At 71.6% G+C, this 26,175-nt stretch carries 17 protein-coding genes; 11 read left to right on the top strand and 6 right to left on the bottom strand.

All coding sequences use genetic code 11. The features are described from left to right. The 11 genes from E1294_RS01345 to E1294_RS01295 all read left to right on the top strand — a co-directional run bounded on the left by E1294_RS01345 (nucleotide 1) and on the right by E1294_RS01295 (nucleotide 13,231). Nucleotides 1–702: a PIG-L deacetylase family protein gene (locus tag E1294_RS01345; RefSeq protein WP_181958441.1), complete on the top strand. Its 702-nt coding sequence runs from the start codon at nucleotides 1–3 to the stop codon at nucleotides 700–702. Continuing rightward, complete coding sequence (locus E1294_RS01340) at nucleotides 699–1,331, top strand: RraA family protein (protein ID WP_132503770.1); 633 nt, start codon at nucleotides 699–701, stop codon at nucleotides 1,329–1,331. The genes E1294_RS01345 and E1294_RS01340 overlap by 4 nt, the downstream gene beginning before the upstream one ends. Then, nucleotides 1,328–2,407: an ABC transporter ATP-binding protein gene (locus E1294_RS01335; RefSeq protein WP_132503769.1), complete on the top strand. Its 1,080-nt coding sequence runs from the start codon at nucleotides 1,328–1,330 to the stop codon at nucleotides 2,405–2,407. Before E1294_RS01340 ends, E1294_RS01335 begins: the two co-directional genes overlap by 4 nt. Next, nucleotides 2,407–4,161, top strand: a complete 1,755-nt coding sequence (locus E1294_RS01330; protein ID WP_132503768.1) for an ABC transporter permease — start codon at nucleotides 2,407–2,409, stop codon at nucleotides 4,159–4,161. The genes E1294_RS01335 and E1294_RS01330 overlap by 1 nt, the downstream gene beginning before the upstream one ends. 22 nt (nucleotides 4,162–4,183) lie before the next feature. Further along, entirely contained in the window at nucleotides 4,184–5,281 is a 1,098-nt protein-coding gene (locus E1294_RS01325; RefSeq protein ID WP_132503767.1) for an ABC transporter substrate-binding protein, read from the top strand. Nucleotides 5,282–5,369: 88 nt separating this feature from the next. Continuing rightward, nucleotides 5,370–6,011, top strand: a complete 642-nt coding sequence (locus E1294_RS01320) for a GntR family transcriptional regulator (RefSeq protein ID WP_181958440.1) — start codon at nucleotides 5,370–5,372, stop codon at nucleotides 6,009–6,011. Further along, a complete protein-coding gene (locus tag E1294_RS01315; RefSeq protein ID WP_132503765.1) occupies nucleotides 6,005–7,057 on the top strand; it encodes a 4-oxalomesaconate tautomerase in 1,053 nt (350 codons plus the stop codon). The genes E1294_RS01320 and E1294_RS01315 overlap by 7 nt, the downstream gene beginning before the upstream one ends. Beyond that, nucleotides 7,054–8,217 carry an MFS transporter gene (locus E1294_RS01310; RefSeq protein ID WP_132503764.1) on the top strand — a complete coding sequence of 388 codons (1,164 nt, stop codon included), beginning with the start codon at nucleotides 7,054–7,056 and terminating at the stop codon, nucleotides 8,215–8,217. The genes E1294_RS01315 and E1294_RS01310 overlap by 4 nt, the downstream gene beginning before the upstream one ends. A gap of 76 nt (nucleotides 8,218–8,293) precedes the next feature. Beyond that, nucleotides 8,294–10,300, top strand: coding sequence for a serine/threonine protein kinase (locus tag E1294_RS01305; RefSeq protein WP_132503763.1), 2,007 nt, complete (start codon nucleotides 8,294–8,296; stop codon nucleotides 10,298–10,300). A 63-nt stretch (nucleotides 10,301–10,363) separates the two neighbouring features. Further along, a complete protein-coding gene (locus E1294_RS01300) occupies nucleotides 10,364–12,346 on the top strand; it encodes a serine/threonine protein kinase (protein ID WP_132503762.1) in 1,983 nt (660 codons plus the stop codon). Between the two features lie 42 nt (nucleotides 12,347–12,388). After that, nucleotides 12,389–13,231 carry an FHA domain-containing protein gene (locus E1294_RS01295; RefSeq protein ID WP_220447491.1) on the top strand — a complete coding sequence of 281 codons (843 nt, stop codon included), beginning with the start codon at nucleotides 12,389–12,391 and terminating at the stop codon, nucleotides 13,229–13,231. A 40-nt stretch (nucleotides 13,232–13,271) separates the two neighbouring features. Here E1294_RS01295 and E1294_RS01290 read toward each other — a convergent pair whose 3' ends face one another. From E1294_RS01290 to E1294_RS01265, 6 genes are all read right to left on the bottom strand, one after another. Beyond that, complete coding sequence (locus E1294_RS01290; protein WP_342774998.1) at nucleotides 13,272–14,411, bottom strand: M20 family metallopeptidase; 1,140 nt, start codon at nucleotides 14,409–14,411, stop codon at nucleotides 13,272–13,274. A gap of 25 nt (nucleotides 14,412–14,436) precedes the next feature. Further along, a complete protein-coding gene (locus E1294_RS01285; RefSeq protein WP_425465188.1) occupies nucleotides 14,437–15,984 on the bottom strand; it encodes an AbgT family transporter in 1,548 nt (515 codons plus the stop codon). 187 nt (nucleotides 15,985–16,171) lie between these two features. After that, a complete protein-coding gene (locus E1294_RS01280) occupies nucleotides 16,172–16,492 on the bottom strand; it encodes an AzlD domain-containing protein (RefSeq protein WP_132503761.1) in 321 nt (106 codons plus the stop codon). Further along, on the bottom strand, nucleotides 16,489–17,250 hold the full coding sequence (locus tag E1294_RS01275; protein WP_165977022.1) for an AzlC family ABC transporter permease: 762 nt from the start codon (nucleotides 17,248–17,250) through the stop codon (nucleotides 16,489–16,491). The genes E1294_RS01280 and E1294_RS01275 overlap by 4 nt, the downstream gene beginning before the upstream one ends. 2 nt (nucleotides 17,251–17,252) lie before the next feature. Further along, entirely contained in the window at nucleotides 17,253–22,589 is a 5,337-nt protein-coding gene (locus tag E1294_RS01270) for a non-ribosomal peptide synthetase (protein ID WP_132503759.1), read from the bottom strand. A 17-nt stretch (nucleotides 22,590–22,606) separates the two neighbouring features. Then, nucleotides 22,607–26,128: a non-ribosomal peptide synthetase gene (locus E1294_RS01265; protein WP_132503758.1), complete on the bottom strand. Its 3,522-nt coding sequence runs from the start codon at nucleotides 26,126–26,128 to the stop codon at nucleotides 22,607–22,609. Nucleotides 26,129–26,175: the final 47 nt, after the last annotated feature.

The raw sequence follows: 26,175 nt of genomic DNA, 5'->3' as shown, positions 1-26,175 counted from the left end.
ATGCTGGTCGTCGGAGCGCACAGCGCGGACTTCGTCTGGCGCGCCGCGGGCGCCATCGCCAAGCACACCCTGGCCGGCGGCGAAGCCCGGGTGGTGACGCTCTCGTACGGGGAACGCGGCGAGTCCGGCGAGTTGTGGAAGGAGCCCGGCCAGACCGTCGAGAACGTCAAGCGCGTCCGGCATGCCGAGGCCACCGGGGCGGCGCAGGCGGTGGGCGCGAGCTACGAGTGTTTCGACCTGGGCGACTACCCGCTGCGCGCGGGCGGCGACGCCATCGACAGGCTCGCCGAGCTGATGCGCGACTACGCCCCCCACGTCGTCCTCACCCACCCGGAGAAGGACCCGTTCAACCCCGACCACCCCGTGGCCTACCAGGTGGTCTCGCAGGCCCGGCTGCTCACCTCCGGCGCGGTCGTCGAGGCCGGGTTCCGCACCGCGCCGCCGTCGGAGTTCCTGGTGTTCGAGCCCCACCAGCCGGACCTGTGCGGGTTCGTCCCCACGGTGTTCGTCGACATCACCGAGGTGTTCGAGGCGAAGGCCAAGGCCATGGACGCGATGAGCGCGCAGGCGTACCTGAAGCAGTACTACACCGAACGCGCCGGGCACCGGGCCAACCACGCCCGCAAGGTCACCGGCGACAAGGCGATCCGGCACGCCGAGGCGTTCCAGCGGATCGTCCCGAACGTGGTGGGGGCGCTGTGAGCGAGCGGAAGTTCGACGAGCTGGCCCGCCTCGGCGTGGCGACCGTGTACGAGGCGTCCGGCCGCCAGGGCCTGGTCGACGAGGACTTCATCCAGCTGATCCCCGGCACCGCCGTCGCGGGCCCCGCGCGGATCGCGGTGTGCGGCCCGGCCGACAACCGCGCCGTGCACGAGGCCGCCGCCCGCACCCATCCCGGCGACGTCGTCGTGCTCACGCTGGACAACCCGGTGCCCGTGGCGGTGGTCGGCGACCTGCTCGCCACCCAGTTCAAGGCCCAGGGGGCGGCGGGCCTGCTGATCAACGCCTCGGTGCGCGACGCGGACACGCTGCGCGAGCTGGGCCTGCCGATCTGGGCCCGGTGGATCCGGGTGCGCGGCGCGGCCAAGGCGCACCGCGGCGCGATCGACCGGCCCGCCGTCGTCGGCGGCACACTGATCCGCCCCGGAGACGCCGTGCTCATGGACGGGGACGGTGTGGCCGTCGTCGCCGCCGAGCGGATCGACGACGTGGTGGCGGCCGGCCGGGCCCGCGAGGCGAAGGAGGCCAAGGCACGCGAGCAGTACCTCGCGGGCGGGCTCTCCTACGACCTGCACGGCTTCCGCGCGGCCGACGAAAGGGACTCCCCGTGAAGGTCGACGTCCACGGGCTCACCCTGAAGTACGGCGACGCGGTCGCGGTGTCCGACCTGGATTTGGCGGTGAACGAGGGGGAGTCCCTGGTCCTCCTCGGCCAGTCGGGCTGCGGTAAGACCAGCACCATGCGCTGCATCGCGGGGCTGGAGACGCCGGCGTCGGCCGTCATCACCATCGGCGACCAGACGGTCTTCGACAGCGGCAGGGGCATCAACCGCGCGCCGAACAAGCGCAACGTCGGCATGGTGTTCCAGTCGTACGCCATCTGGCCGCACATGACCGTCTTCGAGAACGTGGCCTTCCCGCTCAAGATGAAGGGCAGGAAGAAGGCGGAGATCAACGAGGCCGTCCACGAGACGCTCGAACTCGTCGGCCTCGACCACCTCGCCGAGCGCGGGGCCAGCCTGCTGTCGGGCGGCCAGATGCAGCGGGTCGCCCTGGCCCGCAGCCTCGCCATGCAGCCGTCGGTGCTGCTGCTCGACGAGCCGCTGTCCAACCTGGACGCCCGGCTGCGCCACCGGCTCCGGATGGAGCTGCGCGAGCTGCAACTGCGGCTCAAACTGACCTCGCTGTACGTCACGCACGACCAGGACGAGGCGCTGGCCCTGGCCGACCGGATCGCCCTTATGCAGGCGGGGAGGATCGTGCAGATCGGCGAGCCGCACGAGATCTACGCCAACCCGAAGAGCGCCTCCATCGCGGAGTTCCTCGGGGTCGACAACGTCATCCCCGTCACCCCGGAGGACACCACCTGCGTCCAGCTGACGGCCACCGGGCAGAAGCTGAGCGTCGAGCCGTACGAGGCGGCCGAGACCCTGCGGCTCTGCGTCCGGGCCGAGGACGTTCTGCTCGCCGCGGGCGGGACCGGGGACGTCAACGCGCTGCCGGGGACGATCGTCAGCTTCGCGTTCCAGGGCTCCACCGTCGCCTACCGCGTCCGGGTCGGTGACGGTCTGGAGCTGGACGCCGTCCAGATGAAGTCCGCCGGGCCGCTGTTCGGCATGAACGACGCGGTCACCGTGTCGTTGCCGGCCCGCGCGATGCGGGTGCTCCCCGCGGAAGTGGCCGCGTGATGACGTCACAGACCGCTGAGAAGCCCGTACGGAACCGGCCGCCGGCGTTGCGGGGACGCGCCCGCCGCCTGCTGCGGGAGATCACGCTCCCGGCGGTGCTGCTCGCGCTGCTCGCCCTGCTGATCCTCGCGCCCGTGGCCCTGGTCGTGTTGTCGGCGTTCGCGTCGGACACTCCACGGCCCGGCAACTTCGACCTGAGCGGGCTGACCCTCGACAACTTCGTCAACGTGACGAGCGCCGGCTCCGTGAAGGCGGCGCTCAACTCGCTCGCCGTGGGCGTCGGCGCCTCCGCGCTGGCCCTGCTCATCGGCGGTTTCCTGGCCTTCGTCACCGCCCGCACCAACGTGTACTGGCGCGGGTTCCTCTACCTGGTGGGGCTGCTGCCGATGTTGCTGCCGTCCTACGTGGGCGCGCTGGCGTGGTCGGTCCTGGGCAGCGAGAACGCCGGGCTGGCCAACATCACGCTGCGCGATCTGGGGTTGCCCGGGTTCGTCGACATCAACAACATCGCCGGCCTGATCGTGGTGCTCGCGCTCTACTACGCGCCGTACGCGTTCCTGCTCATCCACGGTGCGCTGAGCCTGATGAACCCGGACCTGGAGGAGGCCGCCAACGTGCACGGCGCGCCGTTCGCCCAGGTGCTGCGCCGGGTCACCCTGCCGCTGGTCACCCCGGCGTTCCTCGGCGCGGCCGTGCTGATCTTGGTGCTCACCATCGAGAACTTCCCGGTGTCGCAGATCATCGGCGGGGCCGCCGGCGTGGAGACGTTGCCCACGTACATCTACCGGCTGATGAACTCGACGCCGTCGCGCGGCAACGAGGCGGCCGCGGTGGCGATCGCCCTGGTGGCGGTCGTGCTCGTGGTCACCGCGCTGCAACGGCGGATGCTGGCCAGGCGCACCTTCACCACCGTCTCCGGCAAGGGCATGAAACCGCGCAGGATCGACCTCGGCGGCTGGCGGCTGCCCGCGCTCCTGGCCGGTCTCGGCTATTTCCTTCTGTCCACCGTGCTCCCGGTGCTCTCGCTGGCGTTCGTCGCCCTGCACGACTCGCCGTACATCGGCACGGTGCTCGGGGCGTTCGGCAAGCCGGACGCGTTCACCGCCGAGGCCTTCGCGGACGTGCTGGACTCCAGCATCGCCCAGCGGGCCACGGTCAACAGCGTCGTGGTGTCGGTCGCGGCGGCGCTGCTCGGCACCCTGCTGGCGTTCGCGGTGGCGTACGTCGTGCAGCGCACCAAGCTGCCGGGCCGCCAGCCGCTGGAGTACGTGTCCATGTTGCCGCTGGCGATCCCGGCGATCGTGCTCGGCCTGGGCCTGCTGTGGACCTGGCTGATCATGCCGATCCCGGTGTACGGGACGCTCGCCGTCATGGTGATCGCGTTCGTCGCGGCGCAGATGCCGCAGGGCTTCCGCGGCGTCGCCTCGTCGATCGGCCAGGTCGACCGCGACCTGGAGGACTCGGCCGTGATGCACGGCGCCTCCCGCACCCGGGCGATCGCCACCATCACGGCGCCGCTGCTGCGGGTCGGTCTCACCTCGACCTTCCTGCTGCTGCTGATGTTGTCGATGCGCGAGCTGACGGTGCCGTTGTTCCTCTTCACCTCGGACACCCGGTTGTTGTCGATCGTGATCTTCGACGACTTCGACAACGGGATCCTGCAGCGGGCGGCCGCCACGAGCCTGCTCTACTGCCTGGTGATCCTCGCCCTCTCCATCTTGTCCAGGCGCTTCGGCGCCAGCGAGCAGAGATAGCTCAACTTCGTAGGGAGACGTCATGAAAGCTGGCCGTACGGATCGGAAATCCCTCGCGACAGCCGTCGCCGCGGTCCTGGCGCTGGCCGGATGCGGCGGGTCCGGCGGCGGTGCCAGCGAGGCCGCGAAGCTGGAGGTCGGCGGCGAGCTGATCGCCGACGAGCAGCTGTTCTCGGCCGCCAAGGAGGAAGGTTCCCTGGTCTTCTACACCGGCGGCAGCGAGCACTCGGAGAAAGCCGTCACCGACGCCTTCACGGAGGCGACCGGGATCGAGGTCGAGACCATCCGGCTGGCCCCGAACAAACTTTCCGAGCGCGTGCTCTCGGAGGTCGGCGCCAAGAAACTCGGCGCCGACGTGATCCGCATCTCGGGGGAGGACATCATCGTCGCCCTCGCCAAAGCGGGATCGTTCCAGAAGGCCCCGCTGCAGGGTGCGGTGAAGACCGCAGCGGGCGACGCGATCGAGGACGACGGGCTCTACTTCTCCAGCTTCGACCGGGTCTACTCGTTCGCGTTCAACAACGCCGTCGTCCCCAAGGGCCAGGAGCCGAAGAACTGGGCGGACCTGCTGGACCCGAAGTGGCGGGGCAAGCTCGGGATCGTCCAGGTCGGAGCAGGCGGCAGCACCGCCGCGCTCACCCGGTTCCAGTTCGACAAGGTCGGCGACGACTACCTGAAGAAGTTCGCCGCCAACAAGCCGCGGATCTTCGACTCGTCCGCGGGGCAGACCGACGCGCTGACGCGCGGCGAGGTGTCCGTGGCGACGATGCCGGTGGCGACGGGGGTCGGGGCCATCGCCGACGGGGCGCCGCTGACGATCGCCGTCCCGGAGGAGGGCGCGGCCGGATACCCGTTCTACGTGGGCGTGGGCGCGCAGGCGCCGTCGCCGAACGCCGCCAAGGTCTTCGCCTCCTGGCTGCTGTCCAAGGACGCCCAGAAGATCGCCGTACAGCAGGGCGACTATCCGGTGCGCGCGGATGTCGGCACTCCGAAGGTCGGCGACACGACCTTCCCCGCCGCCGACTCCGGCTGGCTCTACCGGATCGACGCCGAGACCGCGCTGGAGCACGTCGAGGAGGACGCGAAGCGGTGGCGGCAGATCTTCGGCTACACCGGCTGACGAACCGGTGGCCATCCTCTGGCAGTCCCGGCGGGCCGTCCCGCCGGGCGAAATGATCACGTGAGTCAGGATCGGGGACGTCCGACCAATGAAAGTAGTGGACCGGATTCGTGAAGCCATCTTCGCGGGGGATCTGGCGCCGAATCAGCGGCTCATCGAGGCGGATCTCTGCGCCCAGCTCGGCGCCTCCAGGTCGCATGTGCGCAACGCGCTCGCCGACCTGGTGAGTGAGGGCCTGGTGGAGCGGATCCCCAACCGGGGCGCGCGGGTCCGGGCGATCACCCTCGCGGAGGCCATCGAGTTCACCGAGATCCGCATGGTCGTCGAGGGGCTCTGCGCGGCCAAGGCGGCCGCCAGGGTCACCGACGGCCAGGCCGCCCAGCTGCGCTCCATCGGGGAGCGGATGCGGCAGTACGAGGCGTCCGGCGACCTCATCGAATACTCCAACTGCAACAGGGAGCTGCACGCGTTCATCAGGACGATCAGCGACCAGTCGGCGGCCGGCGACATCATCGAACGCATCCGCGGCAACCTGACGCGCTACCAGGTGCGCCTCGCGCTCCAGTCGGGCCGCGCGGCCGTGTCGCTGCCGCAGCACCTGGAGATCATCGAGGCCATCTGCGCCCGCGACGAGAGCCGGGCGGAGGCCGCCATGCGCGCTCACCTGCGCAGCGTCATCGAGGCCCTGGAGAACACCCGGCCCGCCACGGAGAACGGAGACCCATGGTGACCGGACGTTCCGGCATCCCCTGCATGATCATGCGTGGGGGCACGTCGAAGGGGCTGTACTTCCTCGCGGACGACCTGCCGGGCGACCGCGAGGAGCGCGACGAGCTGCTGCTGCGGATCATGGGCTCGCCGGACCGCCGGCAGATCGACGGCCTGGGCGGCGCCCATCCGCTCACCAGCAAGGTGGCCGTGGTGTCCCCCAGGGGCGACGGCTCGGTCGACTACCTGTTCCTCCAGGTCTTCGTCGACCAGGCGCTGGTGTCGGACCAGCAGAACTGCGGCAACATCCTCGCGGGCGTGGGGCCGTTCGCCATCGAGCGCGGCCTGGTCGCGGCGGGGCAGGACACCACGTCCGTACGCATCGCCATGGCGAACGCCGGCGGCGCCGTGGCCGCGACGGTGCGCACGCCCGGCGGCGAGGTCACCTACGACGGCGACGTCGAGATCGCCGGGGTGCCCGGCACGGCCGCGCCCGTCGTCCTCGACTTCCAGGGCACGGCCGGCTCGACCTGCGGCTCGCTGCTGCCCACAGGACAGGTCAGCGAGGTCATCGACGGCGTCACCGTCACCTGCGTGGACAACGGCATGCCGGTCGTGGTGATGCCCGCCGGTCAGCTGGGCGTCACCGGCGCGGAGAGCCCCGAGGAGCTGGAGAGCGACGCGTCGCTCCGCCGCCGCCTGGAGGCGCTGCGCCTGGAGGCGGGCCGCCGGATGGGGCTGGGCGACGTCAGCGCCACCACGGTGCCCAAACTGACCATGGTCTCCCCGCCGCGGGCCGGCGGCGCCTGCGGCAGCAGGACCTTCATCCCGCACCGGTGCCACACCTCGATCGGCGTGCTGGGCGCGGCGAGCGTGGCGGCGGCGCTGCGGCTGCCGGGCAGCGCGGTCGACGGCATCGCCGCGCTCTCCGACGGCCCGCGGGTGCGGGTGGAACACCCGACGGGCTACCTCGACGTCGAGGTCGAGCTCGACGGGCACGACGTGACCAGGACCGGAGTGGTGCGCACCGCGCGCAAGCTCATCGACGGCATCGCCTACCCGCGGTGACTGCGGGCCGGGCCTTCTGGCCCCTGCTCGTGGTCCACGCGATCCTGGTCCAGGTCATCAGCTACGGGCTGCGGCCGTCGTTGTCGTACGCGGTGATCGAGCTCGGGTACGGGTCGGTGTGGCTGGCCGTGCTCGCGGTGATGTTCGCGCTCCCGCCGCTGATCCTGGCGGTGGCCACGGGCCGCCTCGTCGACCGGGTGGGGGAGCGGCCGAGCATGGTGATCGGCGGGGCCGCGCTGACCGGCGCCTCGGGGATCGCCCTCGTCGCCTCCGAGCACCTCGCGCTGCTGATCGCCGCCACCGCCCTGCTCGGCATCGGCATCATCTTCTCGATGGTCGCCGAGCAGTCGGCGGTGACCGGACAGGCGCGGCGGCGCGGCATGGACACCGTCTTCGGGATCTACACGTTCATCACGTCCCTGGGGCAGGGTGTGGGCCCGCTGCTCCTGCTGATGCCGCCGGCGCCCGGCACCCTCTCGCCGCCGCTGGAGCCGATCGCCGCCGCGTGCGGGCTGGCGAGCCTGGTGACACTGGCGACCTCGTTCGGGTTCGGCAGCCATCACCGCGCCGAGCCGAAGCCCGCCTCCGGGGGTCGCTGGCCGGCGCGGCGGCTGCTCGCCATCCCGGGCATGTACCGGGCGCTGCTGGTCAGTGGGCTGATCCTGGCGTCGATCGACGTGACGCTGGCGTACCTGCCCGCCCTCGCGCACAGCAGGGGCATCGCCCCCGGCTGGGTGACCGCGATGCTCGCCGCCCGCTCGCTCATGACGATGGCGTCGCGCATCAACCTGGGTTTCCTGGTGCGGATGCTCGGGCGCAGGAAGCTCACCGTGGCGGCCTGTGCGGTGTCGGCGCTCGCGCTGTGCGGCCTGCCCCTCCCCGTGCCCGTCGGCGTCCTCATCGGTCTCACCGCCGTGTACGGCTTCGCCTCGGGTCTCGGCCAGCCGATGACGATGGTGTGGGTCACCCGGCTGACTCCGTCCGGCACCCAGGGGACGGTGTTGTCCCTGCGGATCGCGGGCAACCGGCTGGCCCAGACCCTCATCCCGGCGATGTCCGGGGCGGCCGCCGCGGTGAGCGGCGTCTCGGGCGTGCTGCTGCTGACCGGGGCGGCCCTGGGGGTCGCGGCGTGGTCGGCCACGGCGGTCCCCGACGACTGAGATCGGGAAGGCGATTCGGGGAACTTACTACCAAGTAAGGTTCTGTTGATCCCCTGCGTAGGGACACAATTACCGCATGCCATCCTTCATGCCGCTGCTCCCCGGCGACCCGGAGCGTCTGGGCGGCCTCGACCTGCTCGGCAGGCTGGGCGAGGGCGGACAAGGTGTCGTCTACCTGGCCAGGACGCCGATGGAGGCGTACGTGGCCGTCAAATGGCTGCGCCCGGACCAGTCAGGCGACGAGGAGAGCGTCGAACGGTTCCTGCGCGAGGCGCAGGTCGCCCAGCGGGTGGCGTCGTTCTGCACCGCCGACGTGCTCAGCACGGGCGTCCAGCACGGCCGGCCGTACATCATGAGCGAATACGTCGAAGGGCCCTCGCTGGACCGGGTCGTGCGCCAGGAGGGGCCCCGCACCGGCCCCGCGCTCGACCGGCTGGCCATCGGCACGGCCACGGCGCTTGCCGCCATCCATGAGGGCCAGGTCGTGCACCGTGACTTCAAGCCGGGCAACGTCATCATGGCCGGCGACGGGCCGCGCGTGATCGACTTCGGCATCGCGCGCACGCTGGACCCGGTGCAGATGACCAGCAGCACGCAGATCGGCACTCCCGCGTACATGAGCCCCGAGCAGATCCGGGGCACCGCGATCGGGCCGGCGGCCGACATGTTCTCCTGGGCCGCCACGATCGTCTTCGCGTCATGCGGGCGGGCCCCGTTCGGCCATGACGGCACGCACACGGTAATGCAGCGGGTGCTCCACGAGCAGCCCGACCTGGGCACGCTCGACGGCCCGCTGCGCGAGGTGGCCGCGCAGTGCCTGGCGAAGGACCCGGCGCGGCGGCCGACGGCCAAGACCGTCATGATGCGGCTGCTGCGGAGGTCCGGGCCCGAGGCCGAGCCCGTCGAGGAGGGCGGCGGGCCGACGCCCGTCACCCCGCCGGCGGCCGCCCCGCCGTCCGTCCCCCAGCGGCCCGCTCGGGCGCTGCGGCGCAAGACCGTCGTCGTCGGCGCGGCCGTGGTGACGGCCCTGCTCCTCACGGTGGCCGGGGTCGCGGCGGCCGGGCTGATGACGCCGACCGGCGGCGCGGCCCAGCCCACCGCCCCCTCCGCGTCGGCGCCGTCGAAGGCGACGACCCCGGCGCCGCGTCCCACGGCCACGCCCGTCGACACCGATCTGCCCGGCGGTGCCGAGCTCTTCGAACGGCCCGCCGATCCGATCAGGCTGATGTCGTACAGCGTCAACAACGAGAAGACCGACGAGGACGTCTATTACGCCAGGAAGTTACGGCGCGGCACGTTCGGGAAGCACGCCGGCATCCTCGACTCGCTGGTCTCACCCGACGGCCGCTATCACGCGGTCAGGCAGACGGACTACACCTCGGACGGCTACGACTCCGTGCTCATCACCAACGGCGAGGCAGGGGTCAGCTTCCGGGTCAAGACCGTGCGCGATCCGCTGGAGAGTACCATCACCGCCTGGTCAGGGGACAGCTCGAAGATCCTGCTCAACGTGACCAGACCGAATAAGAACGCGCAGGGTGAGAAAGGCCGGGCCACCACAGGCTTCGCCATCGTCGAAGTGGACCGGGCCGACCTGGCCCGGAGCAAGGTGAACGTGGTCGAGGTGAACGACGCCACGCTCGGAAACGACGAGTTCGGCTGGGACGCCCGAGGGGAGGGCGTGATCTACTTCCACGAGAAGATCAAGGGGCTGCGCTTCTACGACGCCTCCGGCCGTCCCACGCGCGACGTGCCCGGCGTTGGAGCGCTTGAGGCCGGCGCCGAGCTCCAGTTCTCGCCCTCGGGCAGGACCTTCGTGACCGACTGCCACGACGGAGAGGCCGACGGCGACCACTGCCTCTGGGACACCGCGACCGGCAAGCAGGCCCGTACGTTCTCCTCCGACTGCGACAAGGTGCTCGGCTGGTTCGGCGAGGACCATCTCTTCTGCTGGGAGCAGGACAACGGCGCCAACGACGAGATCCAGGTCGTGACCCTGGACGGCAAGCTGGTGCGCAGATTGCTGGACGTCCCCAAGGACCTGGATCTCTCGCCCCGGTACGCGGTGAACCCCTCCTCATGACAGAGCCGACTTACCCATGAGTAAGGGTGCTCGGCCTACACAGCGTCGAGACACAATAACGCCATGCCATCCTTTACACCGCTTGTGCCCGGCGATCCCCCCGCACTGGGTGGCCTGGAGCTCCTCGGCAGGCTGGGTGAGGGCGGACAGGGCGTTGTCTACCTAGCCAGAACACCCATGGGTGCGCACGTGGCCATCAAGTGGTTGCGCGGCGACCAGGCGGACGACGAGGAGAGCGTCCAGCGTTTCCTGCGCGAGGCGCAGGTCGCCCAGCAGGTAGCGCCGTTCTGCACCGCGGTCGTGCTCAGCACGGGCGTCGAGCACGACCGGCCGTACATCGTCAGCCAGTACGTCGAAGGCCCCTCCCTGGAGCAGATCGTGCGGGACGAGGGCCCGCGCACCGGCGCCGCGCTGGACCGGCTGGCCATCGGCACCGCCGCGGCGCTGGTCGCCATCCACGAGGGCAAGGTCGTGCACCGTGACTTCAAGCCGGGCAACGTCATCATGGCCGGCGACGGGCCGCGCGTGATCGACTTCGGCATCGCGCGCACGCTGGACCCGGTGCAGATGACCAGCAGCACCCAGATCGGCACTCCCGCCTACATGAGCCCCGAGCAGATCCTGGGCCGGCCGGTGGGGCCGGCGGCCGACATGTTCTCCTGGGCCGCCACGATCGTCTTCGCGTCATGCGGGCGGGCGCCGTTCGGCCATGACGGGCCGCACGCGGTGACGGACCGGGTGCTCAGGGACCCGCCCGACCTGGGCGTGCTCGACGGGCCGCTGCGCGAGGTGGTCGAGCGGTGCCTGGCCAAGGACCCGGCGGAGCGTCCGACGGCCCAGCAGGTGATCATGCGGCTGCTGCGGAAGCCGCCGGGCGCGGGTGACCCGCTCAGGGAGGTGACCTGGGAGCCGCCGCGGGAAGACGGCCAGCCCGTCAAGCGTCCAGAACGCACGCGCCGGTCCGTCGCCGGCGTGGCCGCCGCCGTCACCGCGCTCGTCCTGGTGTCGGGGGCGGCCGGGGTGGCCGTGGGCAAGGCCGTCTACGAGGCCGACCCGCTCACCGCCCGGCCCGCGGCCGCCACGTCGGCGCCGCCCCAGGACACGAGCACGCCGGAACCCGTCGAGACCGAGCCGCCCGGCGACCGGATGACGCTCTACGAGAGCCCGTCCGACCCGATCAGGCTCACGGCGTACGAGGTCTACGACAAGAAGACCGACACCTACGTCGACTACGCCAGGCAGTCGCTGCAGGGCACGTTCGAGAGATATCCCGCCAACGCGAAGTCGCTGGTCTCGCCCAACGGCCGGTATCTCGCGGAGAGGCCCAAGCTCTACACCGACGACGACTACAGCTCGGTCCTCATCACCAACAGGGATGCCGGGTCCAGCTTCCGGGTCAAGACCGTGCGCAAGCCGATGAGCGGCTCCATCCAGGCCTGGTCGAAGGACAGCTCGAAGATCCTGCTCAACGTCACGAAAGAGGTCAAGAACGGCAAGGGCGAGGAGGAATGGCTCACCGTGGGCTTCGCCGTCCTCACCGTGGACCAAGCCGACCTCGCCAGGAGCACGGTGAGCGTGATCGACGCGGCCGACGAGGCGATCGAGCAACACGAGTTCGTCTGGGGCCCCGAGGAGCAGAGCGTGGTCAGCGTCTACGGCGACGACGAGGGGTTACGCTTCTTCGACGTCTCCGGCAAGCTCGTGCGCGACGTGCCGGACGTCGGGGCGCCGCCGTTCGACGACGCGCAGATCTTCTCGCCCTCCGGTGCGACGTTCGTGACCGACTGCCCGAGCGACCACGACGGCGACCACTGCCTCTGGGAGTCCGCCACCGGCAAACAGGTCCGCACGTTCTCCTCCGACTGCGACACGGTGCTCGGCTGGTACGACGAGACGCATCTGTACTGCTGGGAGCGGGACAACGCGAGCATGATCGAGCTCCGGGTCGTGGACTTCGCGGGCAAGCTGGTGCGCGAGCTCATCGAGGTGCGATCAGGGCCGAGCGTGATCGTGCACTACACGGTCAACCCGTCCAGGACCTCCTGAGCCGGGGACCCCTCCCGGGAGGCGGCGGCTAGCGTGATCCGGGTGCATGGAGAGAGGATCGACGGCATGGCGTGGACGGTGCGCAGGCCGCAAAGCAAAGTGGACATCCTGCCGAAGGAGCTCGGAAACTTCGCCGAAGGGCTTCCCACGGCGCAGCCGGGCACGTTGTTCGTCCGGGGCAGCAACGGAGGGATGCGCGTCGCGCCGGATGCCGGGTTCGATGTGGTGTTCGGGCGTTGCGAGCCGGACGTCCACGTCTGCGTCGGCCCGAACGATCCGCACGTCAGCCGGCGGCACGGATACATCACCCGCGAGGACTCGGCCTGGACGTTGTACAACCTCGGCAGGCTGCCCATCCGCCTGCCGGGCTCGCGGCTGGTGCTCACCGGCCACCGGGAGAGGTTGCCGGTGGCGCACACACCGCTGTTCATCGTCGCCCCCGAGCAGGAACACCTGCTCGAGGTGCGGATCGTGATGGGGAGGGCCGACCGCGGCCAGGACAACCGCCACGACGCCGACACCCGCAACCCGCCCGGATGGAAACTGAGCACGGTCGAGCGCCTGGTGCTGGTCTGCCTCGGCCAGCGTTATCTGCGGCCTGAGCCCTGGCCGCAACCGCTGACCTGGGCTCAGGCCGCCGACGAGCTCAACCGCATCCTCCCCGGTCAGGGCTGGACGGCCAAGCGCGCCGCCCACGTCGTCACCCAGACGCGCAAGCGGCTCAGCCCCAAGGTGCCGGGGCTCCTGGAGGAGGAGATCCCGCCGCCGCTGGGCAACACGCTCAACCACAACCTGATCACGGAGCTGCTGGCCACCTCCACGATCGGCCCGTCCGACCTCGTCCTTCTCGACGGGCCGGACACGACGGGCGCTCCGCCCGCCTAGCCGGCGAGAAGCCGGTGCGGGTGCTCACGGTTTCGCCCGGTCAGCCGGCGAAGCCGGTGATGATGCCCATGGTGAGGGCGGTGCGCTCCGGGATGTGCTCGACGATGGCGTGCTCGGAGCGGGAGTGGGAACCCGCCCCCACGGGGCCGAGCCCGTCGAGCACGGGGCGGCCGAGCGCGGAGACGAAGTTGGCGTCGCTGGCGCCGCCGACCCCCGCCTCACGCAGGTCGAGGCCCTGCTCGATGGCGGCTTTGCAGGCCCTGGCGAACAGGTCTTCCGAGGCCGGGTTGGGGGTCATCGGAGGCCGGTTCCACTCGCCGGTCAGCGCGATGGACACGCGCGGGTCGGGCGAGCGCAGCGCGGCGAGCGCGGCGTCCACGCGGGCCATCTCGTCGGGTTGGGAGACGCGTACGTCGATCCCGCAGGTGGCGCGCCCGGCGGTGACGTTGGTGCCGGTGCCGCCGTTGACGACGCCGACGTTGACCGTGGTGCCGCGCTCGGGCGCGCCCAGTGCGGCGATGTCAAGGATCAGCGCGGCCAGCGCGTGCACGGCGCTGGCGCCGGCCGTGGGGTCGAGCCCGGCGTGCGCTTCGATGCCGGTGGCGGTCACCTGGAAGATGCCCACCCCCTTGCGGGAGGTCTTCACCGCCCCGTCGATCGCGCCCTCGAAGACCAGGGTGGCCAGCGCGTCCTCGCTGGCCACCTCGATCCGCTCGCGGGAGGCCGGGCTGCCGATCTCCTCGTCGCCGTTGAACAGCAGGCGGACCGAGGGGTGCGGGAGGCCGAGCTCGCGCAGCCCGCGCACCGCCCACACCGCCTGGACCAGACCGGTCTTCATGTCGAAGACGCCGGGCGCGCTGATGACGCCGTCGTTGACCCGCCATGGCCAGCCGGCGAGGGTGCCGGCCGGCCAGACGGTGTCGTAGTGGCCGACCAGCAGGACGAAGCCGGGGGCCGTGCCGTGGTAGGTCAGCTCCAGCACGTCGCCGTGGCGCCCGCCGTCGTGACGCTGGAGCAGGTCCGGCTTCCCGATGCGGTCGGCGGCCCAGTCGCCGATCTCGTCGAGTGCCCGGTCGAGCAGTGCCTTGTCGTCGCTCGGGCTCTCCAACTCGACGAGCCTGCGCAGGTCGCCGAGCATGGCGGGAAGGGCCTGGTGGGTCCACATGGGAGCCGGTGTCACTGAAGGATCCTTAATCTAGAGGGAATTACCGGACGGGTACGCCCGGTCCGAGGGGGATGCCGAGGGCCCACCACGCCAGGAACAGCAGCGTCCAGGTGACGAGCATGACCAGGCACAGGGGCAGCACGAGGGCCATCAGGGTGCCGATGCCGGACGACTTGCGGTAGCGCTGGACGAACCCGAGCACCAGCACGAAATAGGGGCTCATCGGCGACAGCGCGTTGGTGCAGGAGTCGGCGATGCGGTAGACCGCCTGGGTGGTCTCCGCCGGGATGTCGAGGAGCATCAGCATCGGCACGAACACCGGGCCGACCAGCGCCCACTGTGCGGAGCCGCTGGTGATCAGGAGGTTGATGATCGTGACGATGAGCAGGATGCCGATGAACACCACGGGACCGGTGATCCCGGCCGCCTTGAGCAGGTCGGCGCCCTTGATCGCGACGATCGTGCCGATGTTGGTCCACTTGAAGTAGGCCAGGAACTGCGAGATGGCGAAGAACAGCACGATGACCGGGGCCATCTCCCGCATGCCGTGCGCCATGAAGTCGGGCACGTCGCTGCTCTTCTTGATGGTGCCGACGATGCGCCCGTAGACGATGCCGACGACGCAGAAGGCGATGCCGATCAGCAGGGCGATCGCACCCAGCAGGGGGCCGAAGTCGAGGTCGCCGTTCTCGTCGCGCAGCGGCGATCCGGACGGGATGATGGCCAGCGCGACCAGCGCGGCGATCACCAGCAGCGAGACTCCGGACCAGCGCAGGCCGCGCCGCTCCAGGTCGGACAGCTTGAGGTCGCCGAGGTCGCCGACGTCGGCGTCGTCGTCGATCGGCATGCTCTTCGCCCGCTTGGTGAGCAGGGTCTCCGTCACCAGGGTGATGACGGCGGCGAGCACGAACGACGAGGCGAGGGAGAAGAAGTAGTTGGCGAGCGGCGTGACGTTGACGGTCTGGTCGATGGTGTGCGCGGCCTCGGTGGTGATGCCGCCCAGGATGACGTCGGTCGGGGTGACCACGGGGCTGGCGTCGAAGCCGGCCGCGACCGAGACGTACGCCACGATCACGCCGATGATCGGGTTGCGGCCCACCGCGTAGAAGGCCAGGCCGCCCAGCGGGATCAGCACGATGTACGCCGAGTCGGCGGCAGCGTGGGAGATCATGCCGGTGAAGGCGAGCGCGAAGGTCACCCATCGCGCCGGCACGCGGGAGATGCCCCGTCTGAGCACCGCGGCCAGCAGCCCGGACTTGTCGGCCACCGCGACGCCGAGCATCACGGCGAGCACCGTGCCCAGCGCGGGGAAGGTGGCGAAGTTGTCGATGGCGTCGCCGAGCATCACCGCGACGCCCTCGGTCGAGAGCAGGTTCTGGGCGACGACGGTCTTGTTGTCGGCGGGGTTGACCGCCGAGACGTTCAAGGTCGCCAGCAACCAGCTGAGCGCCATGAGGAAGGCGCTCAGGAAGACGAACAGCCAGAACGGATGGGGGAGTTTGTTTCCGGCGCGCTCAATTCCATTCAGAGCGCGCAGGGTCGCGCTCATCATGCGCGACTCTTTTTCCACGGTCAGGGGGGTGGACATGAAGTCAGATATTAACCGCACGCATAACGGAAGCGCAAGTGGTAAGCGTACGTACCGAAGTGCCTTCCTGACTCTATCAGAGACAATTGGTCGCAGTGAACGTCAATGGCGTCGTGCCATGTGGAAGAGGCTATGTAACGTTCCAAAAGATGGGGCGAACGATTATTGAGTAAAAGCAGTTCATCTTTCAACCGATCAGCCACCTACCCAAATAGAAAGCTGCGATCCCGATCGACGTGGAGAGCAGAAATCTTTTCGAGATCATGCCCGCCGCGAAAGTGACCGCGCCGCCGATCAGGTAGGGATTGGCCAGCGTCAGCTCGATGCCCTTTCCCGACGGCGTGAGAAGCGCAGGGAACACCAGCGCGGCCAGCACCGCCGGCGGCGTGTACTTCAGCAGGGTCTCCACCACCGCGGGCAACTCCCGGCCGGCGAGGAGCGCCAGCGGCAGATAGCGGGGCAGGAAGCTGCACAACCCCATGCCGATGATCAGCAGCAGCATGCTCATGCCACGTTCTCCTTCTGCTCGCTCGCCTTCGGCTGGTTCCTCCGCGTCGCCAGCTCGCACCCCGCGCCGACCACGGCGCCGACGATCGCGGCCAGCACCACCCCGAGGTTGTACGGCAGGCCCTGCGCCAGCATCACCGTCACTCCGGCCGAGCCGATGGCCGCCGCGACTCGCCAGTTCGTCAGCCCGATCGCGAGCATGGCGACGAACATGGCGATCACGGGGAAGTCGAGGCCGAGCTTCTCCACGTCGGGCACGGCCGATCCGAGCGACATGCCGATCACCGTGCACGTCATCCAGGTGACGTACAGGAGCCCCGACGCCCCGAGGAAGAACAGGTGCTTGTGGTGGGTGAGCCTGCCGTTGCGCAGGCGGTCGATCGCCACGAAGAACACCTCGTCGATCAGCCCGAAACCGAGCACGATCCGCCAGCGCTGCGGGACCTCCTTGACGTACGGGATGAGGATCGTGCTGTACAACAACATCCGCAGGCCCAGGATGAGCGTGGTCAGGATGATCGCGGGCCAGCTCGCGCCGTCGGCGATCAAGGCGAACCCGACGAATTGCGCGGTGCCGGAGTTCACCGCCATCGCCAGCCCCAGAGTGGCGAACTCCGACAGGCCGCTCGACAACCCCAGCACACCTCCCGCGATGCCCATCGGGATGGCGGAGGCGAGGAAGGGCATCGTGCTCCTGGCCCCGGCCAGCAGCTGCTGGCGCGGGGTGGGCGGCGCCTCGGGCGGGTCGGCGGCGGACATGCTCAGAGCTCTTCCTTCCATAGCGTGCGCACCAGGGCGGCCACGGCGTCCGGTGCCGTGCGGCAGAAGTAGTGGCCGGCCGGGCCGATCTCGGCCAGCCGGATCGTGCTCGCGAAGCGCGACCACTCCGTGTGGCGCCGGGCGTACCCGGGGGTGAGCGGGTCGTCGGCGGCGTACACGGCGGTCAGGGGCACGCCGAGCGGGGCCGCGCCCTCCTGTTCGAGCAGGTACGTATTGGCGGAGCGGGAGTCGTGCCGGAACACGCCCGTCACGAAAGCGGCCTGGGCGGAATCGAGCGCGTCGAGCCCGGTGAGCCCCGTGACGCCGGCCAGCCAGGCCACGACCTCGTCGTCGCCCATCGCCTCCGCCTGCCGGATGGACTCGCGGGTGGTGCCGGCGTCGTGCAGCAGCTTGCCGGCCACGACGACGTGGCGCGGCGGGACGCCGGCCACCTCCATCAGGCGTGCCGTCTCGACCGCGATCGCCGAGCCGACGCAGTGGCCCCACAGCAGCACGGGAACGTCGACGGTGGCGCGGATCTCGTCCGCCACCAGCCGGGCCGCCTCCCGCACGGACACGAACGGCTCGCCGGGCCGCCCCGCGTCGTGTCCCGGCAGGTCGACGCCGTAGACGGCGATGCCGCCCTCCTCCGGGTCGCGTTCCTCGGCGAGCGCGGCGGCCAGCGGCTCGAAGTTGGCGGCGTCGCCACCGGCGTACGGGAAGCAGACCAGCGCGCACGTGGCCCGGTCCGGGGCGTCCGTCAGGGGCCTGAGCAGGCGCCGGGGGTGGGGCGCCGCGTCGAGCCCGGCCTCCGCGTCGAGGTTGGCCTCGGCCACCGCGCACAGCGGCCCGAGCGTGGAGTTGCGCATCAGGTCGGTGAGCGTCACCAGGCCGCCCATCTCCATGACCACCCGCATCGCCGACAGCGAGCCGCCGCCCAGCTCGAAGAAGTTGCTGTCGAGCGTGATGGACTCCGCCGGCACGTCGAGCACCGTGGCCCAGGCCTTCGCGATGCGCTGCTGCACGGCGCCCGCGGGACGGCCGCCCGCTCGGGCGGCGCTCCGGCCGCCGGAGCGGCGGAAGGACCTGCGCTCCGGCTCGGGCATGAGCTCCACGCGGCCGTCCAGGCGGCGGCCGTGCAGCCCGGTGTCCACCGTGACGCTCTCGTCGCCGGCCGCGACGAGCACGGCCCTGCCGGGGGTGGCGAACGGCACGCGCAGGCCGCGCCCGTCGGCGATCCGCAGGCGGGCGGGGCGGGGGAGGAGCCCCGCCACCTCCGGGGGCAGGTCCTCCGACTCCTCGGCCGCGGCCAGCCCCGCGCTCTCCTCGCCGGGCAGCAGGTCGGCGAGATGATGCGGGGCGTCGGGATCGGCGGTCATCGCCTCGAACGCCGCCCGGTAGTACGCGCCCATCCTGGCCACCTGCCAGGGCTCGAAGAGGTGGGCGTGGTAGTGCAGGCTCAGGCGTACCTCGTCGGTGACGAAGTGCCGGGAGAACTCGGCGCGCAACACGAACTCGGTCTCCGAGTTGGCCCGCACGTCGAGCAGCGCGAACCCGTCGCGCTCCGCCAGCTGCCTGAGCAGGTAGAAATGGGTGAAGTTGAAGGCCGTCTCGAACAGCGGGTCCTGGGTCTCCAGGTCGTGCTTCATCTGCGCCATCGGGTAGCGCCGGGCCGGCAGCAGCTCCACCTCCGACCGGTAGACCTGGCGGACGAGGTCGGCCCAGGAGCCGGTCTCCATGCGGGCGCGGAACGGCACGGTGTTGAGGAACAACCCGATCGCCTCGGTGGCGCCCTCCGTCTCCGGGCGGCCGCTGTGCTCGTACCCCGTGATGACGTCGCGCTCGCCGCTGATCAGCGAGAGCACCTTCACGTGCGCGGCCAGCGCGACGTTCTTGACCGGCACTGACAACTTCCCGGCCAGCGCCACGATCCGGTCCGACAACCCGGCCGGCAGTTCCACCTCGTGGAACACCACGGGGAACACGTCCGGCGCGGCCGCGTCCCTGGTCCTCGGCAGCTCGGTGAAGGCGCCGCCGTCCAGCACCCCCGCCCAGTGCGCGCGGTGCTCCGGGTCCGCGAGCGAGCGCCGCTCCAGCGCCACGTAGTCGCGGACGTGGTTGCCGGTCGGGGCGTCGGGCAGGGGCCGGCCCTCCACGAGCCGGTGGTACAGGTCGAACAGCGTGGTGTGCACCAGCGTGATGCTCCAGCCGTCGAGCGCCGAGTTGTGCTGGCTGAGCGTGTACCTGAACAGGTCGTCGGCCAGCACGTGCACGTGCAGCCGCACCAGCCCGGGCTCGGCCCACACGAAGCGGTGCGCCTTCTCCCGCTCCACCCAGTCGCGGTACCACGCGTCCTGCTCCCGCTCGGTCATGCCGCGCAGATCGGCGATCGACAGCGGGGTCGGCGCATCCTCGTGCACGAGCTGGAGGTACTCGGTGTAGCCGGTGAGCTGGTAGCTAGTGCGGAAGATCGGGTGGCGGGCGGCGAGGATCCGCACCGCCTGCTCGAACCGTGCGGCGTCGAACGTGCTCTGGATCGTGTAGCTGATGATGTCGTGGTATTCGACGGTGCCGTGCGACAGCTCGCTCTGGAAGACGAGCCCGGCCTGGAGCTGCGTCATCGGGTACGCGTCCACGATCCCGCCCGGGATCTTGGCGCGGTCCTCCGGCTTGAGCAGGTCGAACGGCTGGAGCGCCCGGCCCTCGTCACCCGCGCCGTCCCCAGCGCCCCCGCCACCCGCGCCGCCCTCGCCGGCGGAAGCGACCTCGGCCAGCCGGGCCACGGTCGGGTTCTCGAAGAGCTGCCGGAACGTGAAGTCGAGACCGAGAGCGCGGGCCCTGGCCAGCACGGTGACGAAGCGGATCGAGTCGCCGCCGAGCGCGAAGAAGTTGTCGTGCACGCCGACCCGCTCGATGCCCAGCACCTCGGCCCAGACGCGGGCCAGACCGGCCTCCCTCGGCGTGCGCGGCGCCTCGTACGCGGTGCTCTCGGCGGGCTCGGGCAGCGCGCGGCGGTCCAGCTTGCCGTTCGGCGTGAGCGGCCAGCGCTCCAGAGTGACCAGCCGGGCAGGCACCATGTACTCGGGCAGCTCCTGCCGCAGGTGCTCCTTGAGCTCGTCCTCCGGGATCGGCGCGGCCGACAGCACGTAACCGCGCAGGCCGTCAGGCTCGCGGGCCACGACGACGGCGTCCCGCACCGACGGGTGCCGCCGCAGCCGCTCCTCGATCTCGCCCGGCTCGACGCGGTGCCCGCGCACCTTGAGCTGGTGGTCCATCCGGCCCAGGAACGCGATGGAGCCGTCGGGCAGCCGCACGGCCCGGTCCCCTGTGCGGTAGACGCGCTCCTCGCCCGCGTGCGGCGCGGCGGTGAACCGCTCGGAGGTCAGCTCGGGCCTGCCCAGATAACCCCGGGCCAGCTGGACCCCGGCGATGCACAGCTCGCCCGGCACGCCGACCGGCTGCGGGCGCAGCCCGGCGTCGAGCACGTGGACGCGGGTGTTGGCGACCGGCCAGCCGATCGGCACCCGGATCTCGTTGCCCCGGCACGCGTAATGGGTGACGTCCACGGTGGCCTCGGTGGGGCCGTACAGGTTCACCAGCCGGGCCGACGGGATCACCTGGCGCAAGCGCCGCACGTGGTGCGGGGCCAGCGCCTCGCCGCTGGCGAACACCTGGCGCAGCGGGCCGGTGCCCTCCTGCGCACCGGACACGAAGTCGAGGAACGCGCCGAGCATCGGCGGCACGAAATGCATCGTGGTGACGCCGTGCCGCCGGACGGCCGCGACCAGCGCCTCAGGGTCGCGTTCCGCGCCGGGCGCGGGCAGGCACACCGCGGCGCCCGCGAGCACGCCCCAGAACAGCTCCCATACCGAGACGTCGAACGACGTGGGCGTCTTTTGCATGATCACGTCGGCGGCGTCGATCGGGTACGCCCGCTGCATCCAGGCGATCCGGTTGACGGCCGCGCGGTGCTCGATCTGCACACCCTTCGGCTCGCCGGTCGACCCCGACGTGTAGATGACGTACGCCAGATCGCCGGCGTCCCCGAGAACGGGCGGCGGGCTCGTGTCCGGCGCGTACGCGGCCTCGTCCGTGATGTCCAGGGTCACCACCTCCCCGCCCGCCACTGTGCGTGTCACCGTGCCGGCGAGGTGCGGCTGGGTCAGCACCAGGCGCGCGCCGCTGTCCCGCAGCAGGTACGCGATGCGTTCCGGCGGGTTGCCCGGGTCGATCGGGAGGTAGGCGCCGCCCGCCCGCACCACGGCATGGATGGCCGTGAACATCTCCGGTGACCGGTCGGCCAGCACCGCCACCAGGTCGTCCCGGCCCACGCCGCAGGCGCGCAGCGTGTGCGCCAGGCGGTTGACCCGGGCGCCCAGCTCGGCGTAGGTGAGGCGGAAACCGTCCCCCACCAGGGCGACGGCGTCAGGGGTCGCCGCCACCCGCCGGTCGAACAGCTCATCCAGCCGGGCCGGGCCGTCGAAGGGGACGTGTGTGGCGTTCGCCCCGGCGCTCAGCGCGCGGTCGGCGACGGAACGCAGGTCCAGGGTGCTCAGCTCGGCGTCGGGGTGGGCGCTGGCCTGGTCGAGCAGGAGCATGCAGTGGGTGAGCAGGCGCCGCGCGGTGTTGGGGGCGTGGGTGGCGGGCCGGTACCGCAACCGCAGCGTCAGGCCGTCGGCTCGGCGAGCGAAGGAGAACACCACAGGAAACCCGGACAACCCGTCGCCGTCCGTGGGGCGGTCCGCGAGGGCGTTCGCCGGACCGCCTGTCGCGGTCGGTGCGTCGTTCGTCGAGTCGTGCGCCGGGTCGTGCACCGTGTCGACGAGCACCTCGGCGAAGGGGTCGTCGCCGTCGTGCGGCGCGGCGCCGGACTCGCGGGCGATCAGCTCGATCGGGTAGTCCTGGTGCTCGGCCGCCGCCCGCAACCGGCTCGCCACCTCGCCGAGCAGGCTGCGCAGCGTGCGGCCGCGCCCGATCGGCAGGCGCAGCGGCAGCGTGGCGGCCAGCGGCGGGGGTCCGCCCGCGACCGGGAGGGCGGGTACGGCCAGGACGACCTCCTCCTCACCCGTGTGCCGCTGGAGCAGCGCGCCGGCCGCGGCGACCAGCAGGGCGTGCAGGGCGGCGTCCCGGCCCCTGGCCAGCTTGAGCAGCCGCCCCGCCAGCGAGGGGTCCAGCTCGCGGGCGGCGACGGCGGAGGAACCGGCGTCAGGTGAGCCGCGGTCGGCGGGGAAGCCGGCGCGTTCGGGCAGGGCCGCCAGCTCCGCACGCCAGAACGTGCCCTCGCGGGGACGTTGCGCGGCGGCGACCTTGAGCCTGCCCAGGCTCTCGATGGATTGCATGTGCTCCCTCACCCGGATCAGAAGTCGAAGTCGAACGCGAGCTCGGACAGGTCATGGGGGGTCACGGCCACGCGCCGGAGCTCGCCGAGCTCACCCAGCGGCGTGCCCGGGTCGGCGAGCGCGGCGTCGAGCAGCGCCAGCAACTCGTCGCGGAACAACTCCACGGTCGGCGGCAGGAACAGCGCGGAGGCGTACGCCCAGCGGGCGGCGTAGTCCTTGGGCTCGACCTCGATCTGCAGGTCGAGGTCGAAGATCGTGCGCCCGGTGACGTCGGGCCGCCAGCGCGGGCGGCCGCCCAGGAAGTCCACCCGCTGCAGCCCGGTGTCCTGCACCGCGAAGAACGTGTCGAAAAGGGGGTGCCTGCCGTGGCCGGACGGACGCGCGTACCGGGTGACGTCGAGGGTGTGGTCCTGGTGGTCGACGGCGGCCACGGCGTGCGCGGCCACAGCCCGCAGATGCTGGAGGAACGGCAGCTCGGCCGAGGGGCGGGCTCGCAGGCAGAGCGTGTTGACGAACATGCCCTGCACCCGGTCCACGCCCGGCAGGTGCCGCCCCGACGCCGCAGTACCGACGGTCACGTCCGCGCTGCCGCTCACCCGCCCGAGGAAGGCCGTGTACGCGGCCAGCAGCACGTGGAAGGGCGTCACGGATTCGGCGCGGGCCAGCTCCCTGACCGCCGGCGTCCGCTGCGGGCCGAACCGGAACGCGAGATGGCCGCCCTCCGTAGCGCGCACCGTAGCGCGCGGCCGGTCAGCGGGCAGGTCGAGTGGTGGAACCGGCCGGGCGAACGTCTCCTCCCAGAAGGGCCGCTGGCTCTCCGACAGCGCCCGCCGCTCAGGCCCGGCCGCCCACTGGGCGTAGTCCCGGTAGCGCAGCTCCGCCCCGGGCGGCCGTTCGCCCCTGACCAGCGCCGCCCATTCGCTCATGAGCAGGGTCAGGGCGTGGCCGTCGGTGAGCAGGTGGTGGATGTCGAGCACCAGCCGGGCGCCGGCGGCGTGCCGGACCAGCGCCGCCCGCCACAGGGGCGCCCTGGCCAGGTCGAACGGGCGGATCCAGCGCTCCGCCCACGCGTCGGGGTCCTCACCTGACGGCAGGTCCACCACGTCGATCGTGACGCCCCGCGGTTCGCGGACCCGCTGGTACGGGCGGCCGTCGCCGTCCACGGCGAACTCGGTGCGCAGGATCTCGTGTCGCTCCACGAGCGTTGCGAGCGCGGCCGTCAGGCGCCCGTGATCCACCGGGCCGGGCACGTCGACGAAGATCGGCAGGTTGTACTGGGTGTCGGAGGGGTCCTTGACCTGTTCGACGTAGACGCCGTGCTGCTGGGGTGACAGCGGGCTCCGCTCGGTGGCCAGGCCGGGACGCGGCCCGGCGACCTGCGTACGGTCCGCCGCCCGTACGGTCTCGGCCAGCTCGGCGACCGTGCGGGCGGACAACACGGCCGACACGGGGCAGGACACCCCGAAGCGGCGGCGTACGAGCGCGGACACGCGGGTGGCGGTCAGCGAGCTGCCGCCGAGCCGGTCGAGCGGGTCGTCGGCGCCGATCCCGCGCACGCCGAGCACGTCCTCCCAGAGCCCGGCCAGGGTGCGCTCCACGTCGTCCCGCGCCGCCCTGCCGCCGTTCGCGACCTCGGGGGCGGGCAGCCCGGCCAGGTCGACCTTGCCGTTGGGGGTCAGCGGCAGTTCGGGAAGCACCACGAAGTGCGCGGGCACCATGGGGGCGGGCAACCGTCGCTCGATCTCCGCCCGGACGTGCTCCGCCTCCACACGGCCCTCGACGTACGCGCACAGGTGCGGCTCGGGTTTGCGGCGCAGCACCACCACCGCGCAGCTCACCCCCGCCACGCCCAGCAGGGCCGTTTCGACCTCGCCCGGTTCGACACGGAAACCGCGCACCTTGACCTGGCGGTCCTCCCGGCCGAGGAAGTCGATCGAGCCGTCGGGCCGCCGTCGGGCCCGGTCGCCCGTCCGGTAGAGCAGCCGCCCCGCATGGCGGACGAAGGCCCGCCCGGTGAGGTCGGGCCGCTCGTGGTAGCCGGTCGCCATGCCGTCGCCGCTCACGTACAGGTCTCCTGGGACGCCGACGGGTAGCGGGAGGCGGTCCTGGTTGAGCACGTACGCGGCGGTGTTGGGGACGGGACGGCCGATGGGCACCCGCGCGCCGAGCGGCCCGGCGACGACGTGGACGGTGGAGATGACCGCGTTCTCCGTCGGCCCGTACGCGTTCACCAGCCGCAGGCCGGGGTTGGCGCGCAACACGGCCCGCGCGTGCTCGGGGGAGAGCACGTCGCCTCCGACGAGCAGGTCCCGCAGCGGCCGGAACACGGCCGGGTCCTCGTCCGCCAGCCGGGCGAACAGCGCGGACGTGAACAGCGCCGTGGTGACGCCGGCACCGGCCAGCGAGCGCCGCAGCTCCTCGGCGTCGAGGAACGTCTCCCTATCGAGGAGGTGCAGCGTGCCGCCGTTGAGCAGCGCACCCCAGACCTCCCAGACGGAGGCGTCGAACCCGGTCGCCCCCACCTGCGCCATCCTGGTGGTGGCGTCCAGCCGCACGTATCCGACGCCGCGCACCAGACGCACGACGCCACGGTGCGGGATCATGACGCCCTTGGGCCGTCCGGTGGTGCCCGAGGTGTACATCAGGTACGCGGGCGCGGACGCGTCGCCCGGCACCGGCACGTCCGGCTCGGGGCCGGCCGTCCAGTCCTGGTCGCCGAGATCGACGACCCGCGACCCGGCGGGCGTCGCGGACGGCCGTCCCGAGGCGATCAGCAGTTTCGCTCCGCTGTCCTCCAACGTGAACGTGACGCGGTCCTGGACGGTCGTGGGGTCGATGGGCAGGTAGCAGCCGCCCGCCTTCAGCACGGCCAGCGCGGAGACGACCAGCTCAGCGGTGCGCGGCAGCAGCAGCGCCACCGGCTCGCCTGGACGCAGCCCCGCCCGGAGCAGCGTCCTCGCCAGCGACGAGCTGCGGCGGTGCAGCTCGGCATAGGTAAGGGTGGTGCCCCCATGCACCACGGCCGGATGGGCGGGCGCCCGCTCTGCCTGCTCGGCGAACAGCTGTTCGATCCGTCGTTCCCGCGGGTAGCCGGTCGCGGTGTCGTTCCAGCGGTCGAGCCGGGCGTGCTCGGCGGGGGACAACGGGTCGAGGTCGCGGATCGTGCTGTCCGCCGGCATGGCCAGTACGGCGGCCAGGTGGGTCGCGTGGCGGGCGGCCATGTCCGCGCTCCTGGCAGCGTCGTGGGCAGGGTCGTACCGCAGCCATGCCCCGTCGCCGCCCAGCCTGAGCACCAGCGCGCCCGGCACCCGCCCATCCCCGCGCACCAGTACGGGCAGCGGTCCGGTGCCCGGCGCGTGCGGTTCGGCGGCGGGGAGCGCGCCCGTCACCGACGCCGCCAGGTCGGCGAGCGTGCCGGCGGGGTCGATCGTGAAACGGACCGCGTCGTCCGTCCCGTCGCCGACGACGCGGAAGGCCATGTCGTGCCGGCCCGTGTGGTGGTAGAGGAGCGCACCCCAGGCCGCCAACGCCTCCGGCACCCTGACACCGGGCGGGCACGCGACGGGAAACCCCCACGAGCCCCGGC

The sequence above is a fragment of the Nonomuraea diastatica genome, assembly GCF_004349015.1.
GTDB classification, from domain to species: domain Bacteria; phylum Actinomycetota; class Actinomycetes; order Streptosporangiales; family Streptosporangiaceae; genus Nonomuraea; species Nonomuraea diastatica.
This window is presented reverse-complemented; position numbering and strand designations above follow the sequence as displayed.